This is a genomic window from Bacteroides nordii, from assembly GCF_019930665.1.
Taxonomy (GTDB): domain Bacteria; phylum Bacteroidota; class Bacteroidia; order Bacteroidales; family Bacteroidaceae; genus Bacteroides; species Bacteroides nordii.
This window is the reverse complement of sequence record NZ_CP082886.1, coordinates 4,284,540-4,309,151: the sequence shown is the minus strand read 5'-3', so window position 1 is coordinate 4,309,151 and position 24,612 is coordinate 4,284,540. Positions and strand designations below refer to the sequence as shown.

General features: G+C 41.9%; 16 protein-coding genes. 6 read left to right on the top strand and 10 right to left on the bottom strand.

Going from position 1 to position 24,612, the window contains the following annotated elements:
- Positions 1–104: 104 nt before the first annotated feature.
- From secDF to K8P02_RS17010, 5 genes are all read right to left on the bottom strand, one after another.
- A complete protein-coding gene (gene secDF, locus K8P02_RS17030; protein WP_002558226.1) occupies positions 105–3,128 on the bottom strand; it encodes a protein translocase subunit SecDF in 3,024 nt (1,007 codons plus the stop codon).
- Between the two features lie 267 nt (positions 3,129–3,395).
- Positions 3,396–5,483 carry a M3 family metallopeptidase gene (locus tag K8P02_RS17025; protein WP_002558225.1) on the bottom strand — a complete coding sequence of 696 codons (2,088 nt, stop codon included), beginning with the start codon at positions 5,481–5,483 and terminating at the stop codon, positions 3,396–3,398.
- A 45-nt stretch (positions 5,484–5,528) separates the two neighbouring features.
- Positions 5,529–6,623 carry an endonuclease/exonuclease/phosphatase family protein gene (locus K8P02_RS17020; protein ID WP_025867051.1) on the bottom strand — a complete coding sequence of 365 codons (1,095 nt, stop codon included), beginning with the start codon at positions 6,621–6,623 and terminating at the stop codon, positions 5,529–5,531.
- Between the two features lie 3 nt (positions 6,624–6,626).
- Complete coding sequence (locus K8P02_RS17015) at positions 6,627–7,526, bottom strand: rhomboid family protein (protein WP_007487548.1); 900 nt, start codon at positions 7,524–7,526, stop codon at positions 6,627–6,629.
- A complete protein-coding gene (locus K8P02_RS17010) occupies positions 7,507–8,181 on the bottom strand; it encodes a rhomboid family intramembrane serine protease (protein WP_025867050.1) in 675 nt (224 codons plus the stop codon). Before K8P02_RS17010 ends, K8P02_RS17015 begins: the two co-directional genes overlap by 20 nt.
- A 225-nt stretch (positions 8,182–8,406) precedes the next feature.
- Here K8P02_RS17010 and K8P02_RS17005 point away from each other — a divergent pair, with 225 nt between their 5' ends.
- Positions 8,407–8,679 carry an HU family DNA-binding protein gene (locus K8P02_RS17005; protein ID WP_002558221.1) on the top strand — a complete coding sequence of 91 codons (273 nt, stop codon included), beginning with the start codon at positions 8,407–8,409 and terminating at the stop codon, positions 8,677–8,679.
- Positions 8,680–8,764: 85 nt separating this feature from the next.
- Positions 8,765–10,558: an arginine--tRNA ligase gene (argS, locus tag K8P02_RS17000; protein ID WP_002558220.1), complete on the top strand. Its 1,794-nt coding sequence runs from the start codon at positions 8,765–8,767 to the stop codon at positions 10,556–10,558.
- Positions 10,559–10,677: 119 nt separating this feature from the next.
- Here the strand turns inward: argS and K8P02_RS16995 are convergent, their stop codons facing one another.
- Both K8P02_RS16995 and topA read right to left on the bottom strand, forming a co-directional pair.
- Positions 10,678–12,636 (bottom strand): LruC domain-containing protein, encoded by a 1,959-nt coding sequence (locus K8P02_RS16995; protein WP_025867049.1) that lies wholly within the window; start codon positions 12,634–12,636, stop codon positions 10,678–10,680.
- Between the two features lie 139 nt (positions 12,637–12,775).
- Positions 12,776–15,121 carry a type I DNA topoisomerase gene (topA, locus tag K8P02_RS16990; protein ID WP_002558218.1) on the bottom strand — a complete coding sequence of 782 codons (2,346 nt, stop codon included), beginning with the start codon at positions 15,119–15,121 and terminating at the stop codon, positions 12,776–12,778.
- Positions 15,122–15,544: 423 nt separating this feature from the next.
- On the opposite strand from topA, the gene K8P02_RS16985 reads away from it, so the two are divergent.
- Positions 15,545–16,030: an HU family DNA-binding protein gene (locus K8P02_RS16985; RefSeq protein WP_002558217.1), complete on the top strand. Its 486-nt coding sequence runs from the start codon at positions 15,545–15,547 to the stop codon at positions 16,028–16,030.
- 241 nt (positions 16,031–16,271) lie between these two features.
- On the opposite strand, the gene K8P02_RS16980 is transcribed toward K8P02_RS16985, so the two are convergent.
- Entirely contained in the window at positions 16,272–17,984 is a 1,713-nt protein-coding gene (locus K8P02_RS16980; RefSeq protein ID WP_002558216.1) for a TonB-dependent receptor, read from the bottom strand.
- Positions 17,985–17,990: 6 nt separating this feature from the next.
- Entirely contained in the window at positions 17,991–20,999 is a 3,009-nt protein-coding gene (locus tag K8P02_RS16975) for a tetratricopeptide repeat protein (RefSeq protein ID WP_002558215.1), read from the bottom strand.
- A gap of 256 nt (positions 21,000–21,255) precedes the next feature.
- On the opposite strand from K8P02_RS16975, the gene K8P02_RS16970 reads away from it, so the two are divergent.
- The gene (locus tag K8P02_RS16970) at positions 21,256–21,624 is read left to right on the top strand and encodes a thioredoxin family protein (RefSeq protein ID WP_002558214.1); all 369 of its coding nucleotides are present in this window, start codon (positions 21,256–21,258) and stop codon (positions 21,622–21,624) included.
- On the opposite strand, the gene K8P02_RS16965 is transcribed toward K8P02_RS16970, so the two are convergent.
- Entirely contained in the window at positions 21,614–22,135 is a 522-nt protein-coding gene (locus K8P02_RS16965; protein WP_195350605.1) for an NUDIX domain-containing protein, read from the bottom strand. The two genes, K8P02_RS16970 and K8P02_RS16965, sit on opposite strands and share 11 nt — an antisense overlap.
- Positions 22,136–22,311: 176 nt before the next feature.
- On the opposite strand from K8P02_RS16965, the gene ahpC reads away from it, so the two are divergent.
- Both ahpC and ahpF read left to right on the top strand, forming a co-directional pair.
- A complete protein-coding gene (ahpC, locus tag K8P02_RS16960; RefSeq protein WP_025867048.1) occupies positions 22,312–22,878 on the top strand; it encodes an alkyl hydroperoxide reductase subunit C in 567 nt (188 codons plus the stop codon).
- Positions 22,879–23,019: 141 nt separating this feature from the next.
- Positions 23,020–24,570: an alkyl hydroperoxide reductase subunit F gene (ahpF, locus tag K8P02_RS16955; protein ID WP_025867047.1), complete on the top strand. Its 1,551-nt coding sequence runs from the start codon at positions 23,020–23,022 to the stop codon at positions 24,568–24,570.
- The last annotated feature ends 42 nt before the right edge of the window (positions 24,571–24,612 follow it).

The window sequence follows — 24,612 nt, the reverse complement described above, 5'->3', positions numbered from 1 at the left end:
AAGGAAGTATCTTTGTGTGTTATATTCCTATTTATCTATGATAGGGACAAAAAAAGAGAAAGCTTATCTGAAGCTTTCTCTTTTTTTATATAATCAGGCTGTTGTTATTCTACAGCAACAGTAGCAGCCTCTGCTGTTTCTTTCTTTTTGCTCATCATTGCATATGCAATAGGCGAAGCAACAAACAGAGAAGACAGTGTACCGATAATAACACCCAGGATCATTGCGAATGCGAAGCTACGGATAGAGTCACCACCTAGGATGAAGATACACAGCAACACGATCAATGTACTCAATGAAGTATTGATTGTACGGGCCAATGTTGTATTTAGTGATTCGTTGAACAGCTGACGTTTGTTACGCTTCGGATATAAACCGAAGAACTCACGCACACGGTCAAAGATTACCACCTTATCATTGATAGAGTAACCGATAGCTGTCAGGATAGCACCAATAAATGTCTGGTCAATTTCCAGTGAGAACGGCACCAATCCCCATAATAGAGAGTAGGCACCAATAATCATTATTGTATCACAAGTCAGTGCCACTACAGAACCTACACTATAAGCAATATTGCGGAAACGAAGCAGGATATACAGACCGATAGCAATCAGAGCCAGAACAACAGACCAGATGGCAGATGTCTTGATATCGTCTGCAATACTCGGACCTACCTTTTGTGAACTGACAATACTACCACCTGTATGGTTGTCACGGTCAATGAAAGTGGCTAATGAAATGTTTTGAGTTAACAATGGTTTCAGTGTTTCGTACAGATATGCCTCGATCTCAGAATCTACATTATTACCTTCTTCTTCGATGCGGTAGTTAGTGCTGATACGAACGGTTTTCTTGTCAGTACCGATAGAGATTACACTTACGTTGGCATCACCGAATTTACTTGCAATCAATTCACGTACCTGTTCCGGTTCTACTTGTTGTTCAAACTGTACTTTGAAGTTACGTCCACCGGTGAAGTCGATACTCTGACTTAAACCACGGGTTACGAATGAAGCAATACATACCAGAATGATAACACCTGTGATTATGAAGTAACGTTTATTGTTCTTCATGAAGTCGAAATGAGTATTTACCAGCAGATTTTTAGAGATTGCAGAGGTAAATGTCAGATTCAACAACTTGTCTTTATTCATGAAGTGTTCGTAAACGATACGAGTCATGAATACTGCTGTAAAGAATGAGCAGAGGATACCGATTATCAAGGTAGTGGCAAAACCACGAATAGGACCTGTACCAAAGTTAAACAGGATAATACCGGTGATGATTGAAGTTAAGTTGGAGTCGAAAATTGCAGAGAATGCATTTGAGTAACCATCGGCCAATGCTTTCTTTACACCTTTACCACTGCGCAACTCTTCTTTCGTACGTTCATAGATAAGTACGTTTGCATCTACTGCCATACCGAGTGAAAGCACCATACCGGCAATACCCGACATTGTCAGTGCTGCCTGGAAGGATGAAAGGATACCCAGCGTGAAGAAGAAATTGAGGAACAATGCACCATTAGCAATCATACCCGGGATAAATCCGTACATAGCACACATGTAAATCATTAGCAGGATAAGTGCCACAACGAATGAGAATACACCTGCGTTGATAGATTCCTGACCTAATGACGGACCTACGATATCTTCCTGTACAATGTGTGCAGGAGCAGGCATCTTACCTGACTTCAAAACGTTTGCTAAGTCTTTTGATTGTTCCGGAGTAAAGTTACCTGTGATGATTGAGTTACCACCTGTGATTTCTGTACTTACGTTCGGAGCAGAGTATACATAATTATCGAGTACGATAGCAATGGAACGTCCAATATTTTGTTTGGTCAATTGTGCCCAACGGCGTGCACCGTCAGAGTTCATAGACATGCTTACAGACGGTTTACCGTGTTGATCGTAATCGTCTTTTGCATCTGTTACTACATCACCCTCAAGTGGAGCTTTGCCATTACGTTCAGTAGATTTGATAGCATACAATTCGAAAATTTGTCCTTTCGGAGCAAAGTCAGCTGCGGCAACACCCCATTTTAAGCGCAAGTCTTTGGGAAGTTCAGCCATTACTTCTTTCATGGAGAGATATTTGTTTATCTCAGCAGTGTCTTTGTGATTGGCGTAACCAATGATAGGCCCCTGACCGCTTGTATTCAACTGCAAAATAGCCAACAATGGATGCTCTTTCTTGATTTGTTCCATGTTGTTGGAAGCTTCTTGCTTGTCACCTTTCAGTGTGGCCTTAATACTATCGGTAGCGCTAATGACTTTTGCAGGTGCAACCTCTGCTACTACTTCTTCTGTAACAGTTGTAGTAGTATCGGTTACTGCAGAAGAGCTTGCCAGGACACTACGTATTCTGCCGTCTACAGATTCCATAACGGGCAACACTTCTTTGGCTGTGTATGTTTCCCAAAATTCCAGATTGGCAGAACCTTGAAGAAGCTTTCTCACACGTTCCGGTTCTTTGATACCCGGAAGTTCTACCATGATACGTCCCATCTTGTCTTCGAGGCTTTGGATATTGGGTTGAACCACACCAAAACGGTCGATACGGGTACGGAGTACATTATAAGAGTTCTCTACGGCAGCTTTTACCTCAGAACGTAATACTTTCTCTACTTCAGCATCAGATGATTTCTGGTTAACTTTGTCTTTCAACTGTTGTGTCGCGAAAAGTTCAGAAAGTTTAGCGTTCGGTGCTATTCTGTGATATTCCTTAACGAATAGGGTGATCACATCGTCCTGGCTGTTGACAGCTTGTTTGGCAGCGGTTGCCAATGCCTGATTGAAGTTTTCATCAGGTTTGTTATCAGCCAGTGCTTTAATAACATCAGGTACAGATACTTCAAGGATGACGTTCATACCACCTTTGAGGTCCAGACCTAAACTAATTTCCATTTCACGACATTGTTTCAGCGTGTAATTCCACTTCCATATTTTCCAGACTGGCTCATTAGCGAGAGAGTCCAGGTATTCTTGTTCTACTTTAGCATTGCCATTCGCTACTTCTTTTGCCTTATTAGTATAGTGGCGGGTAACGAAGGAAAAAGAGAGGTAGAACACGCATACCAGCGTGAGAAGTACCGCAAAAACTTTTACAAATCCTTTGTTTTGCATTTTACTTTTAATTTATTATGATTACTTTTTAATTTAATTCTGTCGCATATAAGGCTGCAAATATAGTTTTTTTTTCACATTCAGTGGTAATTAGGGGTCAAATATTTGAGGTTTAGGGCACATTTTGCTCCTAATGTAGAGATTTATATCCGGGAAAATAAAATATCCCCGGAGGATTCTGAATTACCTCAGGGGATATTAAAGTTTACTTGAAGTTAAAAAAGCTCAGCATTCCGCTTCTTATTTTTAACCTTAGATTATTTTTCATTACTTCATGCCTCTGTTTTTCAACATCGGTTCCAGCTGTGGCTCTGCTCCGCGGAAGTTTTTGTAGAGTACCATCGGATCTTCACTGTTTCCTTTCTCAAGTACGTTGTGACGGAACAGATTGGCTGTTGTTTTATCAAAGATGCCATTCTCTTTGAAAGCTTCAAAGGCGTCATTATCCAATACGTTGGCCCAGAGGTAACTGTAGTAACCGGCAGCATATCCGCCAATGATGTGGTTGAAATACGTTGTACGATAACGTGGTGCTATTTCAGGAATAAGCCCGAGCTTATCCATTGCTTCTTTTTCATAAGAAATTACATCTAAATTCTTTACGTTTGTCAGGTTGTGAAGATTCATGTCCAGGATAGCAGCTGCGAGTAATTCTGTTGTCATAAATCCCTGGTTGAAGGTCTTCTGTTTCAGAATTTTGTCGATAATTGAATCAGGAATGACTTCACCCGTCTGGTAATGTTTGGCATACATCTTCAGCACTTCCGGTTCGGTAGCCCAATGTTCATTGATTTGCGAAGGAAGTTCTACAAAATCGCGTACAACGTTGGTACCTGAGATACCTTGGTAGTTGCATTTGGTCAATAGGCCATGAAGTCCGTGTCCGAATTCATGAAAGAGTGTTTCCACTTCGTCCATGGTAAGCAATGATGGAGTATTGCCTACAGGTTTAGTGAAGCTGGCAACATTACAAACCAGTGGACGGATGTCTCCTTTTTGTTCGCGATAATTACTCATCCATGCACCACCGCTCTTTCCGGGACGGGGATAATAGTCAACATAGAAGATACCTAATTGAGAACCATCTGCGTCTTTCACCTCAAATACTTCCACGTCGGGATGATATACAGGAATATTTGATAATTTGGTCAAAGTGATACCATACAGTTTATTGGCTACTGCGAAAGCACCTTCACGTACATTCTCCAGTTTGAAATAAGGTTTGGTTTCTTCTTCATCTAAATTGTATTTCTCTTTGCGGAGTTTTTCGGTATAATACCACCAGTCCCAAGGTGCTAACTTTTCACCTTTACCTTCTTTATCCATGAGCTTTTGCAATTCAGCAGCTTCTACTTTGGCTTTAGGGAGCGAATAACTCCATAAGTTATTGAGGAAGTCCATAACAGTGGCTGAATTTTTAGCCATTGTATTATCCAGAACAAAGTTTGAATAACAGTCAAAACCGAGTAAATTGGCTTTTTCAAGACGGAGACTAACTATTTTGGTAATTATCTCTTTGTTGTCGTTTTTATCATTGTTATTGCCACGGTTAATATAGGCCTGGTATATTTTCTCACGAAGTGGGCGGTTCTCCGAATATTGGAGAAAAGGCAGACGGCTGGCATTATGCAATGTAAACAACCATTTTCCTTCTTGTCCGGCAGCTTTTGCCTCTTCGGCTGCACTTTGGCGGAACCATTCGGGTAAGCCGGCAAGATCTTCTTCCTTATCTACGAATAATTGGAAAGTATTATTCTCATTCAGGATATTATTGCTGAATGTGATGCCAAGAGTGGAAAGTTCCTTATTAACTTCGCGTAAGCGTGCTTGTTTTTCAGCAGAAAGATTGGCTCCTGAACGTACAAAGCTTTTATAGGTTTTGTCCAGCAGGCGTTCTTGCTCCGTAGTGAGATGCAAGTCGTTCTTTTGTTGATATACGTTATTTACTTTGGCGAATAGCTCTTGGTTGAGGGAAATGTTATCACTGTGTTCAGAGAGTACCGGAGCCATTTTTATAGATAATTCGGTCAGTTCATCTGTTGTTTCTGCATCGGTCATATTGAAGAAGATGGCACTGACACGATCCAGAATAGGCGAACTGTTATCCAGCGCTACAATTGTGTTTTCAAATGTAGGTGCTTCCGGATTTTCGATAATGGTTTTGATATTCTGATTTTGCTCTTCTATTCCTTTTAGGAAAGCGGGTTCGTAATGTTCCAGTTTGATTTTATCGAAAGCCGGAACACCATACTCGGTTTGAAACTCGGTAAAGAACGGATTATTATCCGTTTTTGTAGCACAGGAGTACATCATACAACTTGCAGCTAAAATAATTACTGTTTTCTTTATTTCCATAGGTATTGTTATTGGGTATTGTCATTCGTTTTATTGGTCATTGATTTATCGTTTGGTGATATAACACCAGATGGGATAGTGGTCAGAATCTTTGATAGAGCGATCCACTGTGCAGTTATAGGCTTTTAGGTTCTTGCTTATAAGAATATTGTCTATCCTGAAATAGAATTTATTCTGATTGTAAGAGATACCCAATCCTTGTCCGGATTCGGTGAAGGCATCGTCTAGATTTTCTGCAATAACCCGGTGCGTGTAGGAGATGGCGGTGTCATTAAAGTCGCCACATACAATGATATACGGATGGCGGGATTTGGCAATTTCGGCTGCAATGACGTCCGCCTGTTTAGAACGGATGGCAGATGCTTCTGCCAGTTTTCCAACCAGATGGCGGGTACCGCTTTTCACTTTATGGGCATTGGGGTCTTTCAGCATTTCTTCATATACAACTTTGTCTTCCTTGGTCAGTTTGTTCGATTCCAGATGGTTGTTTATGAGAGTAATTGTATCTTCGTTGACTTTCAATTCATAAATTGCAGAACCGTTATAACTGCTTTCATATTGCAACTCTCGTGCAGAGAGGATAGGATATTTTGAATATATGGCTATCCGGTTATTACTGATTTCTTTACCTACGCGTTGAATATGCCGGTAAGGATAGGCTTTCATACCTTTTTCCACCTCTTTTGCATTCAGGTGTATCTTGGCTGTTGAAGAAACATTGTGCTCTTGCAGGCAAACGATATCGGCATTACTGGCACGGATATATTCGAGTACAGGGTTTTTGCCATTCTCTTTCTCCATGTTTCCGAAAGACATGATATTGTAGGAAAGAATTTTAATGCTTCCTTCGGGAATATCTGATGTATGGATATTAATAGGGAAATACGTCCGGATTTGAGGATAGCAGAAGGCAAAGCCGAGAATGGGCAAAAGCGCAAACTTGTAACGCACCAGCAGCCAAAAGATGAGAAAACAGAGGTTGATGATCAGAAAAATGGGAAAAGTGAGTCCCATACATGATTCTACCGGATGTACCACAGGGTGAATATGCGGACTATAAGCTGTCAATAAAAGAATCCCGACAAAGAATGCGTTGACAGCTAAAATCAGATAAGTGAAAACTTTTCCGACGTGTTTCATGCTTTATTTTTTGCTTGCATCAAAAAGACTTTTTTTCTCTGCGGTAGTGAGGCTCTCGTATCCGGATTTCTTTAATTTATCGAGTATACGGTCTACTTCATCCGACTGAGCTTTTTTGCGGGCATTGTAATCGTAATCTTGTTCACGGCTGTAATTGCCATAGTGAACCTTCATCTTAGGCTTACGCTTCCAGGTCTTTTTATCGAACAAAGAAGAAACGCCATCCAATATTCTGTTAATCCAGGCTGTAATATCTGTACCTTTGCTAAGGCTGGCAGCAAACCCAAGTCCGGCCAATGCTCCGCCCAGGTGAGCGATATGTCCGCCTGCATTATTGGAAGTGATAAACAGTAAGTCTGTGAGTACTACGATCAGAGCTAAATATTTTAAGCGGATAGTACCGAAAAGAAAAAGGCGTACCGGATAGTTAGGCTCCCGATAAGCAGTTGCCACTACAATCGCAAGTACGGAGGCAGAAGCTCCTACTAAAGTTGATATCTCTACCATTGGGTAGAAGTAAGGGAAAATGTTGTAGGAAATCATGTATAGCAATCCACCACAGATTCCTCCCAAAATATACAGTCCGCGCAAGTGCTTTCCCGAGAAAAAGTAGAGGAACAATTGTCCGAACCAATAGAGCCAAAGCATATTGAACAGGATATGCATGAAACCTGCATGCATAAACATATACGTAAACAATGACCAGGGCTGGAAGATAAACCGGGTGAAAGAAGCCGGAAGTGCCAGTAGTTCGAATATACCATCTGCACTTCTATTAAAAAGTAACAGAAAGATATTAATCAATGTAGTTGCTACAAAAACTCCTACGTTGATGTATATCAGTTGGATAAAGACGTTTCCTCTTCGGAAAGCTTCTTTTAAATCAGCTATAATATGTGCCATGATCGTTATTCTTTTTTCTCCAGTACATAATCAGAATAAATCCGAATATCATTCCTCCCAAATGGGCAAAATGTGCTACGTTATCATTGGGGTTATTGGCGAATCCTGAGTACAGTTCAATTAGAGCATATCCGATGACAAAGTATTTGGCTTTGATGGGGAACGGAAGTGGGAAGATAAACAATTGCTGATTTGGAAATAGCATTCCGAATGCAAGCAGAATAGCATATACGGCTCCCGAAGCTCCTACGGTATTCATCATGTTCAGATACTCACTCATCGGTATGGTCCCGCTAATGGTTTGAACCATAGTATATCCGGATAATACGGTTTTATATTCAACAAATTGTACAATCTCCTGTATAAGTCCTGCTCCGATACCACAAGCAATATAGTAAAAGAGAAAACGTTTGGGACCCCACACTTGTTCGAGGATACGACCGAACATCCACACGGCAAACATGTTAAAAAAGAGATGTGTGAACCCTCCGTGCATAAACATATAGGTGATTAACTGTGCAGGGTTAAAACTGTCGGCCATGAAGAAATGCAGACCCATATAATCTGCGAGATCTATACCATAACTTTGAGCTACGATGGTCCCTAAATAAAGCAGTACATTAATAATTATCAGGTTTTTAGTAACTGTAGGCATCATATGTTTGAATTTCTTTTTATGCTAATAATTGAGTAATGGTCGCAAAAGTACGAATAAATTCTGTTTTAAAGCAGAAAAAGTGGTCGCTATTAGTTCTTTTTCAGCAATTTGCTGTGTTTTTTGGATGTTTTTATTTGATATATTGTTTTGTTACTCTATATTTGTGAGGAATTTACGTCTATCTTTTGTGTAACATATATATTAATTAATCATTTACGAATTATGAATAAGGCTGAACTTATTAATGCTATCGCAGCAGAGTCGGGCTTGAGTAAAGCAGATTCTAAAAAAGCACTTGAGGCTTTTGTGTCTTCAGTAACGAATGCTCTGAAGGGTGGTGACAAAGTTTCTTTGGTTGGTTTTGGAACTTTCGCAGTATCCGAAAGAGCTGAAAGAACCGGTATTAATCCATCAACGAAACAGGCTATCACTATCCCGGCAAAGAAAGTTGCTAAGTTTAAAGCAGGTGCAGAATTGTCTGAAGCTGTTGAATAAGCTATATAGTTGAAAGATTTACAAAAAAGGAGACGTGCTAACGCCTCCTTTTTTGTATCTTTGCGCGCAGAAAAAAAATGTAACTATGAATATAGAGAATAAACTTGTGGATTCCGTAATAAACGGACTGAAAGCCCTTTACGGTCAGGAGGTACCTGCCGTGCAGGTGCAGTTGCAGAAAACTAAAAAAGAATTTGAAGGACATCTGACCCTGGTTGTGTTCCCTTTTCTGCGTATGTCGAAGAAAGGACCGGAGCAGACGGCACAGGAAATCGGTGAGTATTTGCAGGCCAATGAGCCGGCAGTAGCTGCTTTTAATGTGATTAAAGGTTTCCTGAACTTGACTATTGCCTCTTCTGCATGGATTGAACTGTTGAATGTGATCCATGCCGATGAACAATACGGAATCACTGCCGCAGATGATAATTCTCCGTTGGTAATGATTGAGTACTCTTCCCCTAACACCAATAAACCACTTCACTTGGGTCATGTACGTAATAACCTGTTGGGTAATGCACTTGCCAATATTGTGATGGCAAACGGCAATAAGGTGGTAAAAACCAATATTGTGAATGATCGTGGTATTCATATCTGCAAGTCTATGCTGGCATGGAAACTTTATGGTAACGGTGAGACTCCTGAGTCGTCCGGAAAAAAAGGAGACCATCTGGTAGGTGACTATTACGTCTCTTTTGATAAGCATTATAAGGCTGAAGTAGCTGAGCTCATGAAGGGTGGTATGACAAAAGAAGAGGCCGAAGCTGCTTCTCCGTTGATGAATGAAGCCCGTGAAATGTTAGTGAAGTGGGAAGCCGGTGATCCGGAGGTGCGTGCCTTGTGGACAATGATGAACAATTGGGTATATGCCGGATTCGATGAAACTTACCGTAAGATGGGAGTTAGTTTTGATAAGATATACTATGAATCCAATACATATCTCGAAGGAAAAGAAAAGGTCATGGAAGGACTGGAGAAAGGCTTTTTCTACAAGAAGGAAGATGGTTCGGTGTGGGCTGACCTGACGGGGGAAGGACTTGACCATAAACTCTTGCTTCGTGCGGATGGTACCTCTGTTTATATGACCCAGGATATTGGTACAGCCAAATTGCGTTTTGCCGATTATCCTATTGATAAGATGATTTATGTGGTAGGTAACGAACAGAATTATCACTTCCAGGTGCTTTCTATTTTGCTTGATAAGTTAGGATTTGAGTGGGGTAAGAGCCTTGTGCATTTCTCTTATGGTATGGTGGAATTGCCCGAAGGCAAAATGAAATCCCGTGAAGGAACCGTTGTAGATGCAGATGATCTGATGGAGGAGATGATTGCTACAGCGAAAGAGACCTCTCAGGAACTTGGAAAACTGGACGGACTGACCAGGGAAGAAGCAGACGATATCGCCCGTATTGTAGGCTTGGGTGCATTGAAATACTTTATTCTTAAAGTGGATGCACGTAAGAATATGACTTTCAACCCGAAAGAGTCTATCGACTTTAACGGGAATACAGGTCCGTTCATTCAGTATACATATGCACGTATTCAGTCGGTACTCCGCAAGGCTGCCGAGAGTGGTATTGTTATACCTGCGCAACTTCCTTCAGGCGTCGAATTAAGTGAGAAAGAAGAAGGACTTATCCAGATGGTAGCCGACTTTGCAGCTGTTGTAGCACAGGCCGGAACGGATTACAGCCCATCTGTTATTGCCAACTATACATATGATTTGGTGAAAGAATATAACCAGTTCTATCACGACTTTAGCATCTTGCGTGAAGAGAACGAGGCGGTAAAAGTATTCCGTGTCGCTTTATCTGCCAATGTGGCTAAGGTTGTTCGTCTTGGTATGGGATTGTTAGGAATTGAGGTTCCTGCAAGAATGTAAGGATTTCAGTGAACAAAACAGAGCGTGCGGGAGTTCTTTAGTTGAATCATATACTAAAGAACTCCCGCACGCTCTGTTTTGTCTGCTCCACCCGTTATTCCGGGAAAGAGATGCTGATCTTACTTTTTCTTATGTAAATACCAGTCTGCATTTTCAGTTCCATGGCTTTGAACCCACCGTGTGAATTCCGGATAGAGCATGTCTATACGTGTTCCCTCTTCCTCTTTCTTATAGTCAAAGTTTTTAATATTGGGGATATTTATGGCATATGGCATGTTCTCTTTTCCTATGTAATACATCTGTTGTGTCGGATCGGAGATGTCGTTCTTAGTGCCAAAATAGCTTGTATCCATTCGTTTGGTGGGTGCATAATTGGGCAGATGTAATTCTTTACCTCTTTCTTCGTGTGCATCGATAATAATGAACGGGTTATAAGGAGGCAGTAAGAAAGTTGATTCGGACTGCGGACTTGCAAATGTAGTTTTTACAATAAACTTACTATGCTGTTTGGTTGCCTTTTTCATGTCGTCAGCAAGTATGATTATTGCATTATCGTTGTCAACTCTTTCTTCAAGACCTTTACTGTCAAACTGGAACAAAGGGCTCGAAGTAAATTCGTAGTTCTCAGATGTTATCTGTACGGAGTTTACTTTGTCAGGCGTAACGGATAGTTGGTATCCGAATCCATTAAACTTATCATATCCTGCACCATCCCAATAAGGAAGTATCAGATCTTCTGTTGCAATGATTTGATTCTTATCGTTTTTGTACACTTTTGATTCATAGTAAATCACTACATCATTCATGTCATAATCTCCTTCTTTGGGCCATAGGTCTTCAAAGGAAAGCATTCCAAAATATGTCGTGTAGTTATCCTCTTCTGAAGGACCGGGATTTTCCGGCTTTTCCAGATCCGGTATATTATTCCCGCCAATAGCTCCCGATACGTCTGTATGAAGATACAATACAACATCCGTGTAGTTAGAGATATTTGCTATAGGTCTGTCTTCCATACCAATAATCACTGAACTGTAATCTTTATTGAAAATAGCGATAGTATGCTGTGCATTTTCATCCCCACTTCTTGTGTTCAGTTTGTCGGTTGAATAGTAATTATGGTTTCCGCCGGAGCTTCCTACATTACCGTCTTTAAACGAACTGGAAGAAACTCCCCAACCGATAGTAACTCCTTCCGGAAATTCATCTTCGAATTTTCCGTCTTTTTCATTCCAGTACCGCAATTGTACTGTACTGCCACAGGAGATCCCGGCGGATACCGGATAGGCTATTATTTTCTGGATATCATTAACGGATGCAGGTTCCTGTCCGGTAGGGTAAGTATAATAAATAATTGTATTGCTTACTGCCGGTGCATACTTACCTATCATAACCAGATTCACTTTTGTTTTTTTGATGATAGGTATTCCTCTTTCATTATCCGGATCGAAGTATTCGGGGTGAGTACCTCGCATACCTTTTGAATAGTCTTTGATTTTTGTAGCCTCGGTGATATAATATAACTCATTCTCGGGGAAATTAAAGCGGTTAGGTGTCAGGTAAGCCGGATAGCCGAATATGTCCCAATCGCCTATTACTTTCATGTCCGCAGGGTAAGTATACGGCATGCTTCTGGTTACAGTCGCTCTTGTTTGTGATTTTGCTGTATGGACGTCAGCAAAGATCCCATTTGCTGTAATCTCTGTTTCAATAAAAGGAACACCTGCATAAGGAGAGTAGATATATGCTTTCTTCAGGTAAGACGGGAGTACGGTTTGTCCTTCCAGCTTTCCTTGTTCATCTGTGATACCGCGATAAAGGGGTTCAATGTCTTTTTTAATAATGACTCCATCGGTATCTTCAAAAGGATTTTCACCGTAGACTTCTATTAAGACCGGATAATCTTCCAATCCTAGATCTATGTTTATCGGACAATCAAGGGTGGTTTGAAAGTCGAAATAATCACCTTTTACCGGTTTGGGTACGGATTGTGATAAATCAACATCTTTAACGCAGGAAGATAAACTGATTAGCAGTGATATACTGGCAATCTGTAATGTTTGTGTGAGACTTTTTTTCATATACTAAAATGTTCGTATGTTTGCGCTGCAAATATACGAACAAAAAGAATATAAACAACTGAATATTAGGAAAAAAGTATATCCAAGCTAAAAGGGCATTCCGGAATCCCAGAATGCCCTTTTAGCTTGGATATACTTTTTATTTCTTCTTTGTCGCCCGTCCTTTTTTCGGAGTAGTGGCGGCCTTCTCACTTTGTAGTTTTATAATATCAAGACAAGTTTGAAGATTCAGATCCTGTGGGACTACATCTTTCGGGATCTTATAATTACTGCCCTTGTAAGCAATGTAAGGGCCGTATCTTCCGTTCAGAATTTGTAATTCCGGTTCTTCTGCAAATTCTTTGATATGCTTTTGGGCCTCTGTTGCACGTTTCTCCTGGATCAGTTCGATTGCTTCTTCAAGCGTTATAGCCATCGGATCAAGTGTTTTCGGCAGAGATATATACTTGTTGTCATGACGAACATAAGGGCCGAAACGGCCTGTACCTATACTTACCTCTTTGTCTTCATATTCTCCTACTACCCGCGGAAGTTTGAATAATTCCAGCGCTTCTTTCAGGGTAATCGTTTCCATTGACAACCCTTTCTCCAAACGGGCAAAACGCGGCTTTTCTTCGGAATCTGTACTCCCGATCTGTATAACCGGTCCGAATCGTCCGATCTTTACGGATACAACCTTACCCGTTCCCGGCTCTTCACCTAAGATACGTTCGCCTACTTTATGTTCGCTCTTTGTGGCTAAAGTTGACTCTACAGATGGATGAAATCCTTTGTAGAAGTGTTTCATGATAGCAGTCCATTTCTTCTCTCCGTCTGCCACTTCATCAAACTCTTTCTCAATATTGGCTGTGAAGTTATAATCCAGAATATTAGAGAAGTATTCGTTCAAAAAGTCGTTTACTACAGTTCCGATATCCGTAGGAATCAGTTTCGATTTTTCTGCTCCTACTATTTCAGTATGTATGGCATCAGTTATCTTTTTGTCTTTGAGTGTCAGTATATTAAATGACCGCTCTTCTCCCGGTTTATCGCCTTTCTCCACATATTCACGTTGCTGGATGGTAGAGATAGTAGGTGCATATGTTGAAGGACGCCCAATTCCAAGTTCTTCCAGCTTGCGTACCAGGCTGGCTTCGGTATAGCGTGACGGACGCTGGGTGAAGCGCTCTGTTGCTACAATATCTTTATGGTCAAGCACCTGCCCTTTTTTCAATGGGGGAAGCAGATGGCTTTCGTCTTCCTGTTCGGTATCATCATCATAAGACTCTTTATATACACGCAGGAAGCCATCAAAGGTTACTACCTCTCCGATTGCTGTGAAAGCATCATTACTGGTACTGATACCGATAGTAGCTGTTGTTTTTTCCAGTTCGGCTTCGGCCATCTGTGAAGCAATGGTACGCTTCCATATCAGGTCATACAACCTTTTCTCTTGTGAAGAAGCTTCCACGGTAGCATTTTCCATATAGGTAGGACGGATCGCTTCGTGCGCTTCCTGTGCTCCTTTGGTTTTTGTAGTGAAGTGGCGCGGGTGCACATACCTTTCGCCCATCATGTTGATGATAGCCTGTTTGCTTCCTTCGGTTGCATATTCCGAAAGGTTTACCGAGTCGGTACGCATATAAGTAATGAATCCGGCTTCGTATAGCTTTTGTGCCAGCATCATGGTTTGTGCTACCGTATAGCCTAATTTACGCGCTGCTTCCTGTTGCAGGGTAGAAGTGGTAAATGGTGCCGCCGGACTTTTCTTTATCGGACGTTTGGTAATATCTTCAATGGTGAAGGTAGCCTCTTTACAGGTTTCAAGAAATGCCTTCGCCTCTTCTTTGGTTTTGAGGCGATGGGCCAGTTCGGCTTTCATTTCTACCAGTTTGCCGTCAGTGTCCGGCACAAGGAATATGGCTGTAACACGGTAGGAAGCTTCGCTTTTGAATGCTTGTATTTCACGTTCGCGTTCTACGATCAGGCGGACAGCCACCGACTGTACACGTCCGGCAGAAAGAGCAGGTTTAACTTTTTTCCACAATACGGGAGAAAGCTCAAAACCTACGATACGGTCGAGGATACGTCGGGCCTGTTGTGCATTTACCAGGTTGATGTCGATTTCACGCGGATTTTCGATTGCTTTTAATATGGCAGTCTTGGTGATTTCATGAAAGACAATTCGTTTTGTTTGTTCCGGCTTTAGCTTTAGCACTTCATAAAGATGCCAGGCGATAGCTTCTCCCTCGCGGTCCTCATCGGATGCGAGCCATACGACATCTGCCTTTTGGGCTTCTGCTTGCAATTTCGCTACCAGTTCTTTTTTATCTGCAGGTATTTCATAATTCGGCTTGAAATCTTTTTGGATATCAATACTAAATTCTTTCTTCTTCAAGTCCCGGATATGTCCGTAACTGGAAAGTACTTTAAAATCTTTCCCAAGAAACTTTTCAATCGTTTTTGCTTTGGCTGGAGACTCGACAATTACAAGGTTTTTCTGCATAGTTTTTACTTTAATAAGGATGCCGGGGGGGATGTCTTTCTAAGTTACAACCTCTTTACATCATAAAATTCGGAGGCAAAAGTAGAAAAAAACATTTTCCTTACCTTATAATATAGAGAGAATCTGTTTCTTTTTTGCAAAAAAAGACTTTTTTTAGGACTCGGAAGAGGTGGGGTGTGTGAAGATATGTTTTAACCAAATCTGCTTTTCTTACCGGGATTGTTTGCTTTCCCCGTAAAGAAAGGTTATCTTTGTCGTAATCGCCCATTGTTTTACATGTACATGTAAAGCTGCTCCACATGCACATGTCGTACTGTCTGAGATGTACATGTCGTACTGCTTTAGATGTACATGTAAAACAACGAAGAACTACGAGAAAAGCATCGGATGTTTAAACCCTAATCAATAAACACTTATAAGAAAATGTCAATACCCTATTTAGTAAGAAAGAAAGTGAGCGTCATAGGCGGCAATAAGAAAGTGCGGTGGTATGCCGTACAGAAAAAGCTGCAGGAGCGCGGTGGTAAAACGGAGGAAGATGTAGCGCGCATCGTAGCGGAACGGGCCGGATTCCGTGAAGGTGAAGTACAAGGTATCCTGACGGATGTCTCTTTGGTGCTGGGAGAACTTCTGGCAGAAGGATATTCGGTGAATCTGAAAGGAATCGGTACATTTCAGGTGGCTCTTACCAGTCCGGGAGCAGAACGTCCGGAAGATGTAACTCCGGCGACAGTGGAAGTGTCGCGCATTTATTTTATAGCAGATCGTTGGTTAACACGGCAAATCAGGAAAATGAAGTTTATTCGTATACCGTTGTCGAGTTATTTCCCGAAATCGATGCTGAGCAAAGAGGTGATAAAGGAAGAGAAAGCGCAAGGCGATTTGCCGGGAGAGAGATTGGAGGATTAGCTGATTGAAGTACCGGATTTTACTCGCGGAACCTGGGATTAAAAGGTGTATTAAAAGTCTGAGAAAGCTTATCAATATGTAACTTTAGAAACGCAGATTAACGCTAATTACCGCAGATTAAATGTAATCTCTGCGTGAATTAGCGTTAATCTGTGTTTTAACGATAGCGAATTTTACTTTTGGCACCTCCTCTTATATACCTGTTGCGTTGGTCCGAAGTTACAGGAGATGCCAGTGGTATTCAGAATCGGAAACTTAGACCGCCCAGGAAGTTAATTCCTTCAGTGGGATAGAGCAGATAACGCTGGAATTTCTTGTTTAACAGGTTATCCGCCTTTGCATAGACAGAGACTCCTTTAAATAAGTGATAAGTGGCTCCTATATTAAGATCGCTGACGGCGGGGAAGAATGTTTTGCTAAATCCGTAATATCTTTCAGCCCGCCAGATATATTGATAACCTATATTTAACCACAGAGCCGGAATGGGATGTATCTCTGCTTTAAAATTTAGCTCTGTCTCTGGTTTCATCCACAGAGCGGGATTATAATTCGGGGAAGATACATTATCTGTGTAGGCATCACTGGCTTTCCAATGGCGGTAGATACCTTCACCTGAGAGTGTAAACAAGTCCTTGTAGGTATAACTGGCACTGAGTCCGGCATAGATATTATTCGTTGAGGTTTGTCTCAGATCAATGAAATTGCCGCCTGTTCCGCCTATCCAGCTATTTTCTATCTGATACAGATCGTCTTTGAGATTCTGATATCCGGCAAAGAGATTAAACCATAAACCTGTTACAGGGCTGGCTTTGAATCCTAAAGTGGCATTGAGCTGCTCATAGGTATCTCTCACCTCGTTAGAAGGGTCGCTGTATGGGTTATAAGTCTCCAATCGGCGCAGGTCATTGAGTTGTCTGCCCCCTGTAGCATTGGCGTAGACCACATAACTGTCTGAGAATACATATTGTATGGTTACATCCGGAGAGACACGAAATGATTTGCCATTACCGAAAGAGAAATCAACATTGGCTCCTAAGTGCAGTCGCCAATCATCGTTGTTGAGTTCGTAGTACGGGTTTAAGTCTACGACGGTACGGCTTTTGAAAATGCTCTTTATCTCTTCATTATAAAAGTCTCTTTTATTATTGTAGATGAGGTTGTTCATTTTGAAAGCAATACTTATTTGTTGCTCGTCGCTGATGTTGCCGCTGACAATGGCTTTGGTACGTATTTGCGTCTCATTCACACCACCGAAGAATTGGTTGTGTTGCCGGTCATAAAGCATCAGGTTGGTTTCTGCATTAAACTGTAACGGCATTGTTTCGTCTGTAGACTTCACTCCGAAATGCAGATCGCCTGAAGTGAACTTCTGTTTCTTGAAAGAAAAACCATAAGGCTCATAGTTGAAATTATTTAATCCGAAGTGTCCTGCTACACTCAGGTCTATCTTGCCAAATTGATGCAGATAATCGATAGCAGCACGCGTACGGTAGTAATGTGCATCCCATTTCCGGGCATCACCGTAGGGCATGTCCAACGTACCGTTCATGCCGTCCATGCTGAAGTTTACATTCAGCTTATCCCGGCTGGAAAGGTGAAAAAGATAATTACCCAATAAGTCCAGGTTACCATAGTTACCATATCCGGCGCGTACATATCCCGGTTTACTTGTCGGTTGTACCTCTTTTCCGGTATAAGCCTGCATTGTTCCCACAGGGATATTGGAGGCAGGGGTAGAACTTATCGCATATTCAACCTCTTTCTTGTTTACTACAGGCTCTTCTACTTTGGGCAAAACGTTTACTTTAGAGGCATCCAGAATGATAGGATTGTATTCCTGTTCAACCACGACAGTGCGGTTCATGGTCGTATCTTTGGATTGGGGTTGCACCTGAGCCAGTGAAGGGAGTGCGACGAGCGCCATTCCCAGGAAGATATAATGATTACGTTTCATACTTCGTTACTTATTAAGTTTTTCAAGTCTGCTTTCAATCATGCCTTCAATGTCATCGTTAGCGTGATAGTTCTGTTGCAAGCTCAACAGATATTGCCGTGCATCCAGCTTTTTGTCCATAGCCATGTATACATCCGACAGAAGGACGAAGCTACGTGCCAACCAATATGCGTGGGGAGTACTCCGTTCGATGTAGTCGAGTAACTCTTTCTCGGCTGCGGCATACTCTCCGGCAGTATAGTATTGCTGGGCTACCAGATACTTCGCTTCTGCTCCGTAAAGGTTACGGGTATCTTTGGCTAGTGTCTGAAGATCGGCCAATGCTTTCTTGTCAGCTTTTTGGTTCATATAAGATTTAGCACGATAATAAAGTGCTTCATTTGCCAATTCAGGAGTCAATTTGGCCTCTGCCAGCAAGGCTGTTGCAGCATGAATGGTTTCTGCATCGTCTTTGATGAGGTGTGCACAGCGTAACATTCCTGTTTCTGCCAGCAGACGGCGGTCTGCTGTGGTTGCTTTCTCTTTCAGCATTTTGTAGGATGCTAATGCATCTGCAAATTGTTGCAGGTTGAACTGAACTTCCGCACGCATTATTAATGCTTCTTCAGAGAATGGATTATCCGGATATTCCAGTAATTTGCCGGAGTGAAGCAGAATCATATCATAGTTCTTTTGCTCTTTTCCGATGAGGCAAAGGTAATAATGAGCATTCAGGCTAAAGGAACCTTCGGGGAAAGTTTGCAGGTATTTGTTGAAACTGTTTTTCGCTTCTTCTATGCGTCCGCGTCCATAAATTTTCTCAGCAGCGATGTAAGTTAAAGAATCCTGTTCGCTGGCATCAAAACGTATATTGCCCGGCATGGAAGCTGCAAGTGCGGCAAACTCATCAATGCGGTTCATATCAACGTAAAGAGACTTTAGATCGAGCATTGCCAAACGGGCTTCGTCACTTCCCGGATATTTGTTGATTACCAGTTTGTAAGCATCGATTGCCTGATCGTAGTTTCCATCCTGATAATACAGCAAACCGATTTCGGCAGCAGCTTTGCGGCTGATAGGACTTTCGGGGTATCTGCTCAACAATTCTTTAAAAGAGGCAATGGCCTGGTTGTTGTTATTCATTAATACATACGAACGTCCTTTTTCATAAAGGGCATTTATAACGTAAGGTGATGTGGGGTATTTGCCTGCCAGACGGTTCAGCAGAGTGATTTTGCCGGAATAATCTTTTTGCAGTCCTGATACCAGGGCAAGTTGGTAGAATGAATAGTCTCCGGAAGAGGCATTCATACTTTCGGCTTGTGCATAATAATGTTTGGCTTCGTCGAAATTACGTTCGTTGAGGAAGCAGTCACCGATACGATTGTAAGCATCGGCCAGTGCTGTTCTGTTTTCACCCTTTTCCAGTTGTATGTATTTGAGGAACCAGTTGCGTGCCTGTGCATAATCTTTCTGATGGAAAGCGGTATATCCCAAATTATAGTTTGCCAGTGCATACATTTCGTTATTAGTCTGTTCCGTCAGTTGCAGGTATTCTCTGAAATTACGGGCAGCCTCCGTCATGCGGTTCAGGCGGTAGTAAGATTCTCCGCGCCAGTAGAGGGCATCGGCCTTGGTCTGGCGGTTGTATTGGCCAATGGCAACAGACTGGTTAAAGTAGCCGATTGCCTGCTCAAAAGAGGCATTGGCAAATGCTTGTGTACCGAGTTGGAACAGTATTTTTTGTTTCGCTTCCATGATGCGGGTACCCGGATGGGCAATGCGTTCAATGGATTTCAGTGCCGCTTCGTAGCTGCGGGTGTTCAAATATACTTCAACAAGATAATTGCTTACCATTTCGGTATATTGGGAGTTGGGGAATTCGTTCAGGAATTTCTCGAAAACGGTTACCGACTCTCCGAATGCAGAGTAGGACGTTTCGTGAATGCACAAGGCATAGTTATAGGCAGCCTGTTCTTTTATTTTCATATCGGCATTGGAGGCGGCAGCCTGTTCAAAAGCCATACGGGCTTTGTTCTTTTCGGCCAGTTGCAGGTAGGAAAGTCCCATATGCAAGTACGCATTTTGCGTCAATGCGTCGTTGGCGCCTGTTACTTCTCCCAACGTCTCAGCTGCTTTTGAATATACTCCTGTCTGGAAATAAGAGAGTCCTAACATGTAGAGGGCATCCCGGCGGGGCGAAGCATCTCTTTCAAGATAACTCTCAAATGCGTTGATTGCTTCGTGGTATTTGCGGAAATGATAAGAAGCATCTCCCAGGATGCGGTACATTTCGGCAGCATGTTCATTCTGCGGATATGCCGATAAGTAGTTTTGTGCTACGATCTCAGCTTTATCATAGTTTTTTCTGATTGCATAAATTTCTGCAATGTAATAGGGCACCAGTGCTTTATATTTGGGGTTGTCCTGCAGAGGGAGGAAACCTTTCAATGCTTCGTCATAGCGCTTTTGTGTGTAGCGTATATAAGAGATATAGTAAGCGCAGTCATTGTCGTATTTCTTACTGCTGGCTTTCAGGGTTTCAAACCAGATGGCAGCTTCTTTTACATTCCCCGTTTTCAGATAACAGGTAGCCAGCAAATAGGTCATGTCATCCCGTTCTTCATTACCCAGCAAGTCCAGTTGGGCGGAGTTGAACAGTGCCAGTGCTTCGTCATATTTTTCTTCATAGAAATAGCCGGCAGCAAGTAAAGCATAAATACGGTTGGCATAAGGAGTATCGGGATATTGCTCCAGATAATTGCGCAACAGGGTGATACTGTTCTTATCTTTCAGTTCATATGCCGAACATACCAGCATATATTCTGCTTCTTCGCGCAATGAGGCATTAGGTTCCTGTCTGATAAAAGCTTTTAATGGCGGAGTAGCTGCTGCATAATTTTTTTGCAGAAACAGGTTTCTTCCTTCTTTATATAGATTGACAGGCGAGGTAATTTTTTCGCTTGTTTGTGCCGACGTGATGATAGGCGTACAGCATATCAGGGCACATATAAATCGTGAAATTCTTCTTTTCATAATTTAGTGTTTTGGCAAAAGTACTTGTTTTTGGGGACTTTATAGCAAACAGCTCTTTAGTTTTACAGGTTTTAACGTCCAGAGAAGGGAAAATGTTTTAATAAAAGGATGAATTTCTGCCTGGTATGTAGATTTGAACTTTGTGTGATAGTGGGAAAAATTGCTATATGAATCAGCTAAATTGCTATTTCCTGCTTGGATGGAATGCCGTAATTTTGCATCATAGAAAGACAATGATAATTAAACCCTAAATAATATGAAAGTAATTGATTTGACAAAAGAGAGTTTTACAGAGAGAGTATCTGATTTCCGGCAATATCCTGATAGCTGGGAGTTCAAAGGAGATAAACCTTGTATCGTCGATTTCCATGCCCCTTGGTGTATTTATTGCAAGAGGTTATCACCGGTTCTTGATGAATTGGCTGTTGAATATGCCGGTAAGATTGACTTCTATAAGGTGGATGTGGATAACGAGCCTCTTTTAGAGTCTGCTTTTTCCATCCGTACTATCCCGAATTTATTGTTTTGCCCGATGGAAGGGAAGCCCTGGATGAAGCTGGGGACAGTTGGAAAACCCCAGCTAAAGAAAATGCTTGATGACCTGTTGGCAGGTGTTACAGAGTAGATAGGAAAATTCCAAGACCTTTGCGGATAGAGTCGAGCCCGAAGTCTTCGGGACGGAGCTCTGCAACGGGAATAAAGAAGGCATCAGCAGCATCGTCCATTGCGGCAATGTGACTGGTGTCTTCTACTTTACAGAGGAAAAACATATCCAGTGTATGTACCGGGAAGCCTGAATATACATAAATATTGGGAAGAGTAAATCGATAGATTGCCTCTTTCACTTTTAATCCGGTTTCTTCTAACACCTCACGTGTTACACCTTCTTCTGCTGTTTCGTTCATATCAATGAATCCTCCCGGCAGGTCGAGCGTACCTTTTGCCGGGTCTTTGGCGCGGCGGCATACCAGCAATTCATTCTTCTTATTCAGAATCAGGGCAACTGTTGCCGATGATGGATTAAAGTAGTATACGAACCCGCAATTGGTGCATTGTTTAGATTTCTCATTGTGTATGTTGAAATGCTCCGAACCGCACTTCGGACAGTATTTGAACTGAGACAGAGGATGTTCCATGTTTCTTCTTCTTTATAGTTTCCTGCAAAAGTACAAAAAAGACAGATAGTATAATGGATTTTGTCTATCAGAGTATAGAATTATTCGATTGGACTTTTTTTGTTTCTCCGGTAGGTATCCCCCTATCTTTGTATCAGAAACAAAAACAAGTTAAATCAATAAATAATAAGTTTAGTATGGAATCAATTCTTAATTCTCAGCTTCCTGAATTCAGTGTTCAGGCTTTTCATAACGGTAGTTTCAAAACAGTGACCAATAATGACGTTAAAGGTAAATGGGCGATTTTCTTCTTTTATCCTGCCGACTTTACTTTTGTATGTCCTACAGAACTCGTAGACGTAGCCGAAAAATACGACCAGCTTCAGTCAATGGGTGTAGAGGTATATTCTGTAAGTTGTGACTCACATTTCGTTCATAAAGCATGGCATGATGCTTCAGACAGTATCCGTAAAATCAAGTATCCGATGTTGGCAGATCCGACAGGTGCTTTGGCCCGTGCTTTCGGCGTATATATTGAATCAGAAGGTATGGCCTATCGTGGTACTTTCCTGGTAAATCCGGAAGGTTTGATTAAAGTAGCCGAATTGCATGACAATAACATCGGTCGTGATGCAAGTGAATTACTTCGCAAGGTAGAGGCTGCTCAGTTTGTAGCTACTCACGACGGAGAGGTTTGTCCGGCAAAATGGAAGAAAGGGGAAGCTACGCTGAAACCAAGTATCGACCTGGTAGGGAAAATCTAAATTAGAATGTAGAATTTAGGAGTTGGGAGTTGGAATCTGTTCAGGTGTTTTCTTATTCATGTATTCCAACTTCTGACCCTCATATTCTATAATTCCGACTCCTGACTTCTAACTTCCAATTCTATATTCTATCTCCTAATTATGTTAGACCCTACATTAAAAGAACAACTGAAAAGTATATTTGCCGGATTAGAGGCAGATTTTACTTTTGATATATACGTATCGTCCGGACACGAAAGCCGTGGCGAGTTACTCGATCTGCTGGCTGATGTAGCCGATTGCTCTCCCCATATCTCTTGTCGGGTGAATGAGGGAGAAAGGTTGGAGTTTACTCTGTTGAAGAATGGAAATGAGACCGGTATTACCTTCCGGGGTATTCCTAACGGGCATGAGTTTACTTCTTTGCTACTTGCCATTCTTAATCTTGACGGTAAGGGAAAGAATTTTCCCGATGAACAGGTTTGTAACCGTGTGAAAGCCCTGAAAGGCCCGATACACCTTACTACCTATGTTTCGCTTACTTGTACCAACTGTCCCGATGTGGTGCAGGCTCTCAATGCTATGACTACGCTGAACAATTCTATCTCACATGAGATGGTGGACGGTGGTCTTTATCAGGACGAAGTAGAAGCTCTTAAAATTCAGGGGGTACCTTCTGTATTTGCCGATGGAAAACTACTGCACGTAGGGCGTGGCGATTTTGGGGAGTTACTTACCAAACTGGAGGCCCAATATGGTATCAATGAAAGCGAAATAGGCACTACCGTAAAGAACTATGATGTTATTGTTGCCGGTGGAGGTCCTGCCGGAGTTTCTGCTGCTATCTATTCGGCACGTAAAGGATTACGTGTGGCAATTATCGCCGAGCGTATTGGCGGACAAGTAAAGGAGACGGTAGGAATTGAAAACCTGATATCTGTCTCACATACGACTGGAAGTGAACTGGCAGATAATTTGAAAACGCATCTGTTACAATATCCGGTAGATTTATTGGAACATCGTCGCATTGAAACTGTAGAAGTCAACGGAAAAGAGAAACTTGTGACGACTTCCGTTGGTGAGAAATTTGTAGCTCCCGCCTTGATTATTGCTACTGGTGCCAGTTGGCGAAAGCTGAATGTTCCCGGTGAAACAGACTATATCGGAAGAGGCGTCGCTTTCTGCCCACATTGTGACGGTCCGTTTTATAAAGGTAAGCACGTAGCCGTTGTCGGTGGTGGAAATTCTGGAATAGAAGCGGCTATCGATCTGGCCGGTATCTGTTCGAAGGTTACAGTCTTTGAATTTATGGACGAGCTCAAAGCCGATCTTGTTCTGCAGGAGAAAGCAAAAAGCTTGCCTAATGTGGAAATATTTGTTAGTTCACAGACGACGGAGGTAATAGGTAATGGTGATAAATTAACTTCTCTCCGCATTAAAGATCGTAAAACAGACGAAGAGCGTATAATGGAACTGGATGGCGTTTTCGTCCAGATAGGTCTGGCTGCCAACGGTGCTGCTTTCCGTGGAGTTGTGGAGATGAACCGTTTTGGTGAAATTGGTATTGATTCACACTGCCGTACGAACGTTCCGGGCATCTATGCTGCCGGAGATGTATCGACTGTACCTTATAAACAAATTATTATCGCCATGGGTGAAGGTGCCAAGGCCGCTTTGTCTGCTTTCGAAGACCGGGTAAGAGGAATTATTTGAGACATTCTTTTTTCTTGTGTTACCTCATTTTAAACAATACCT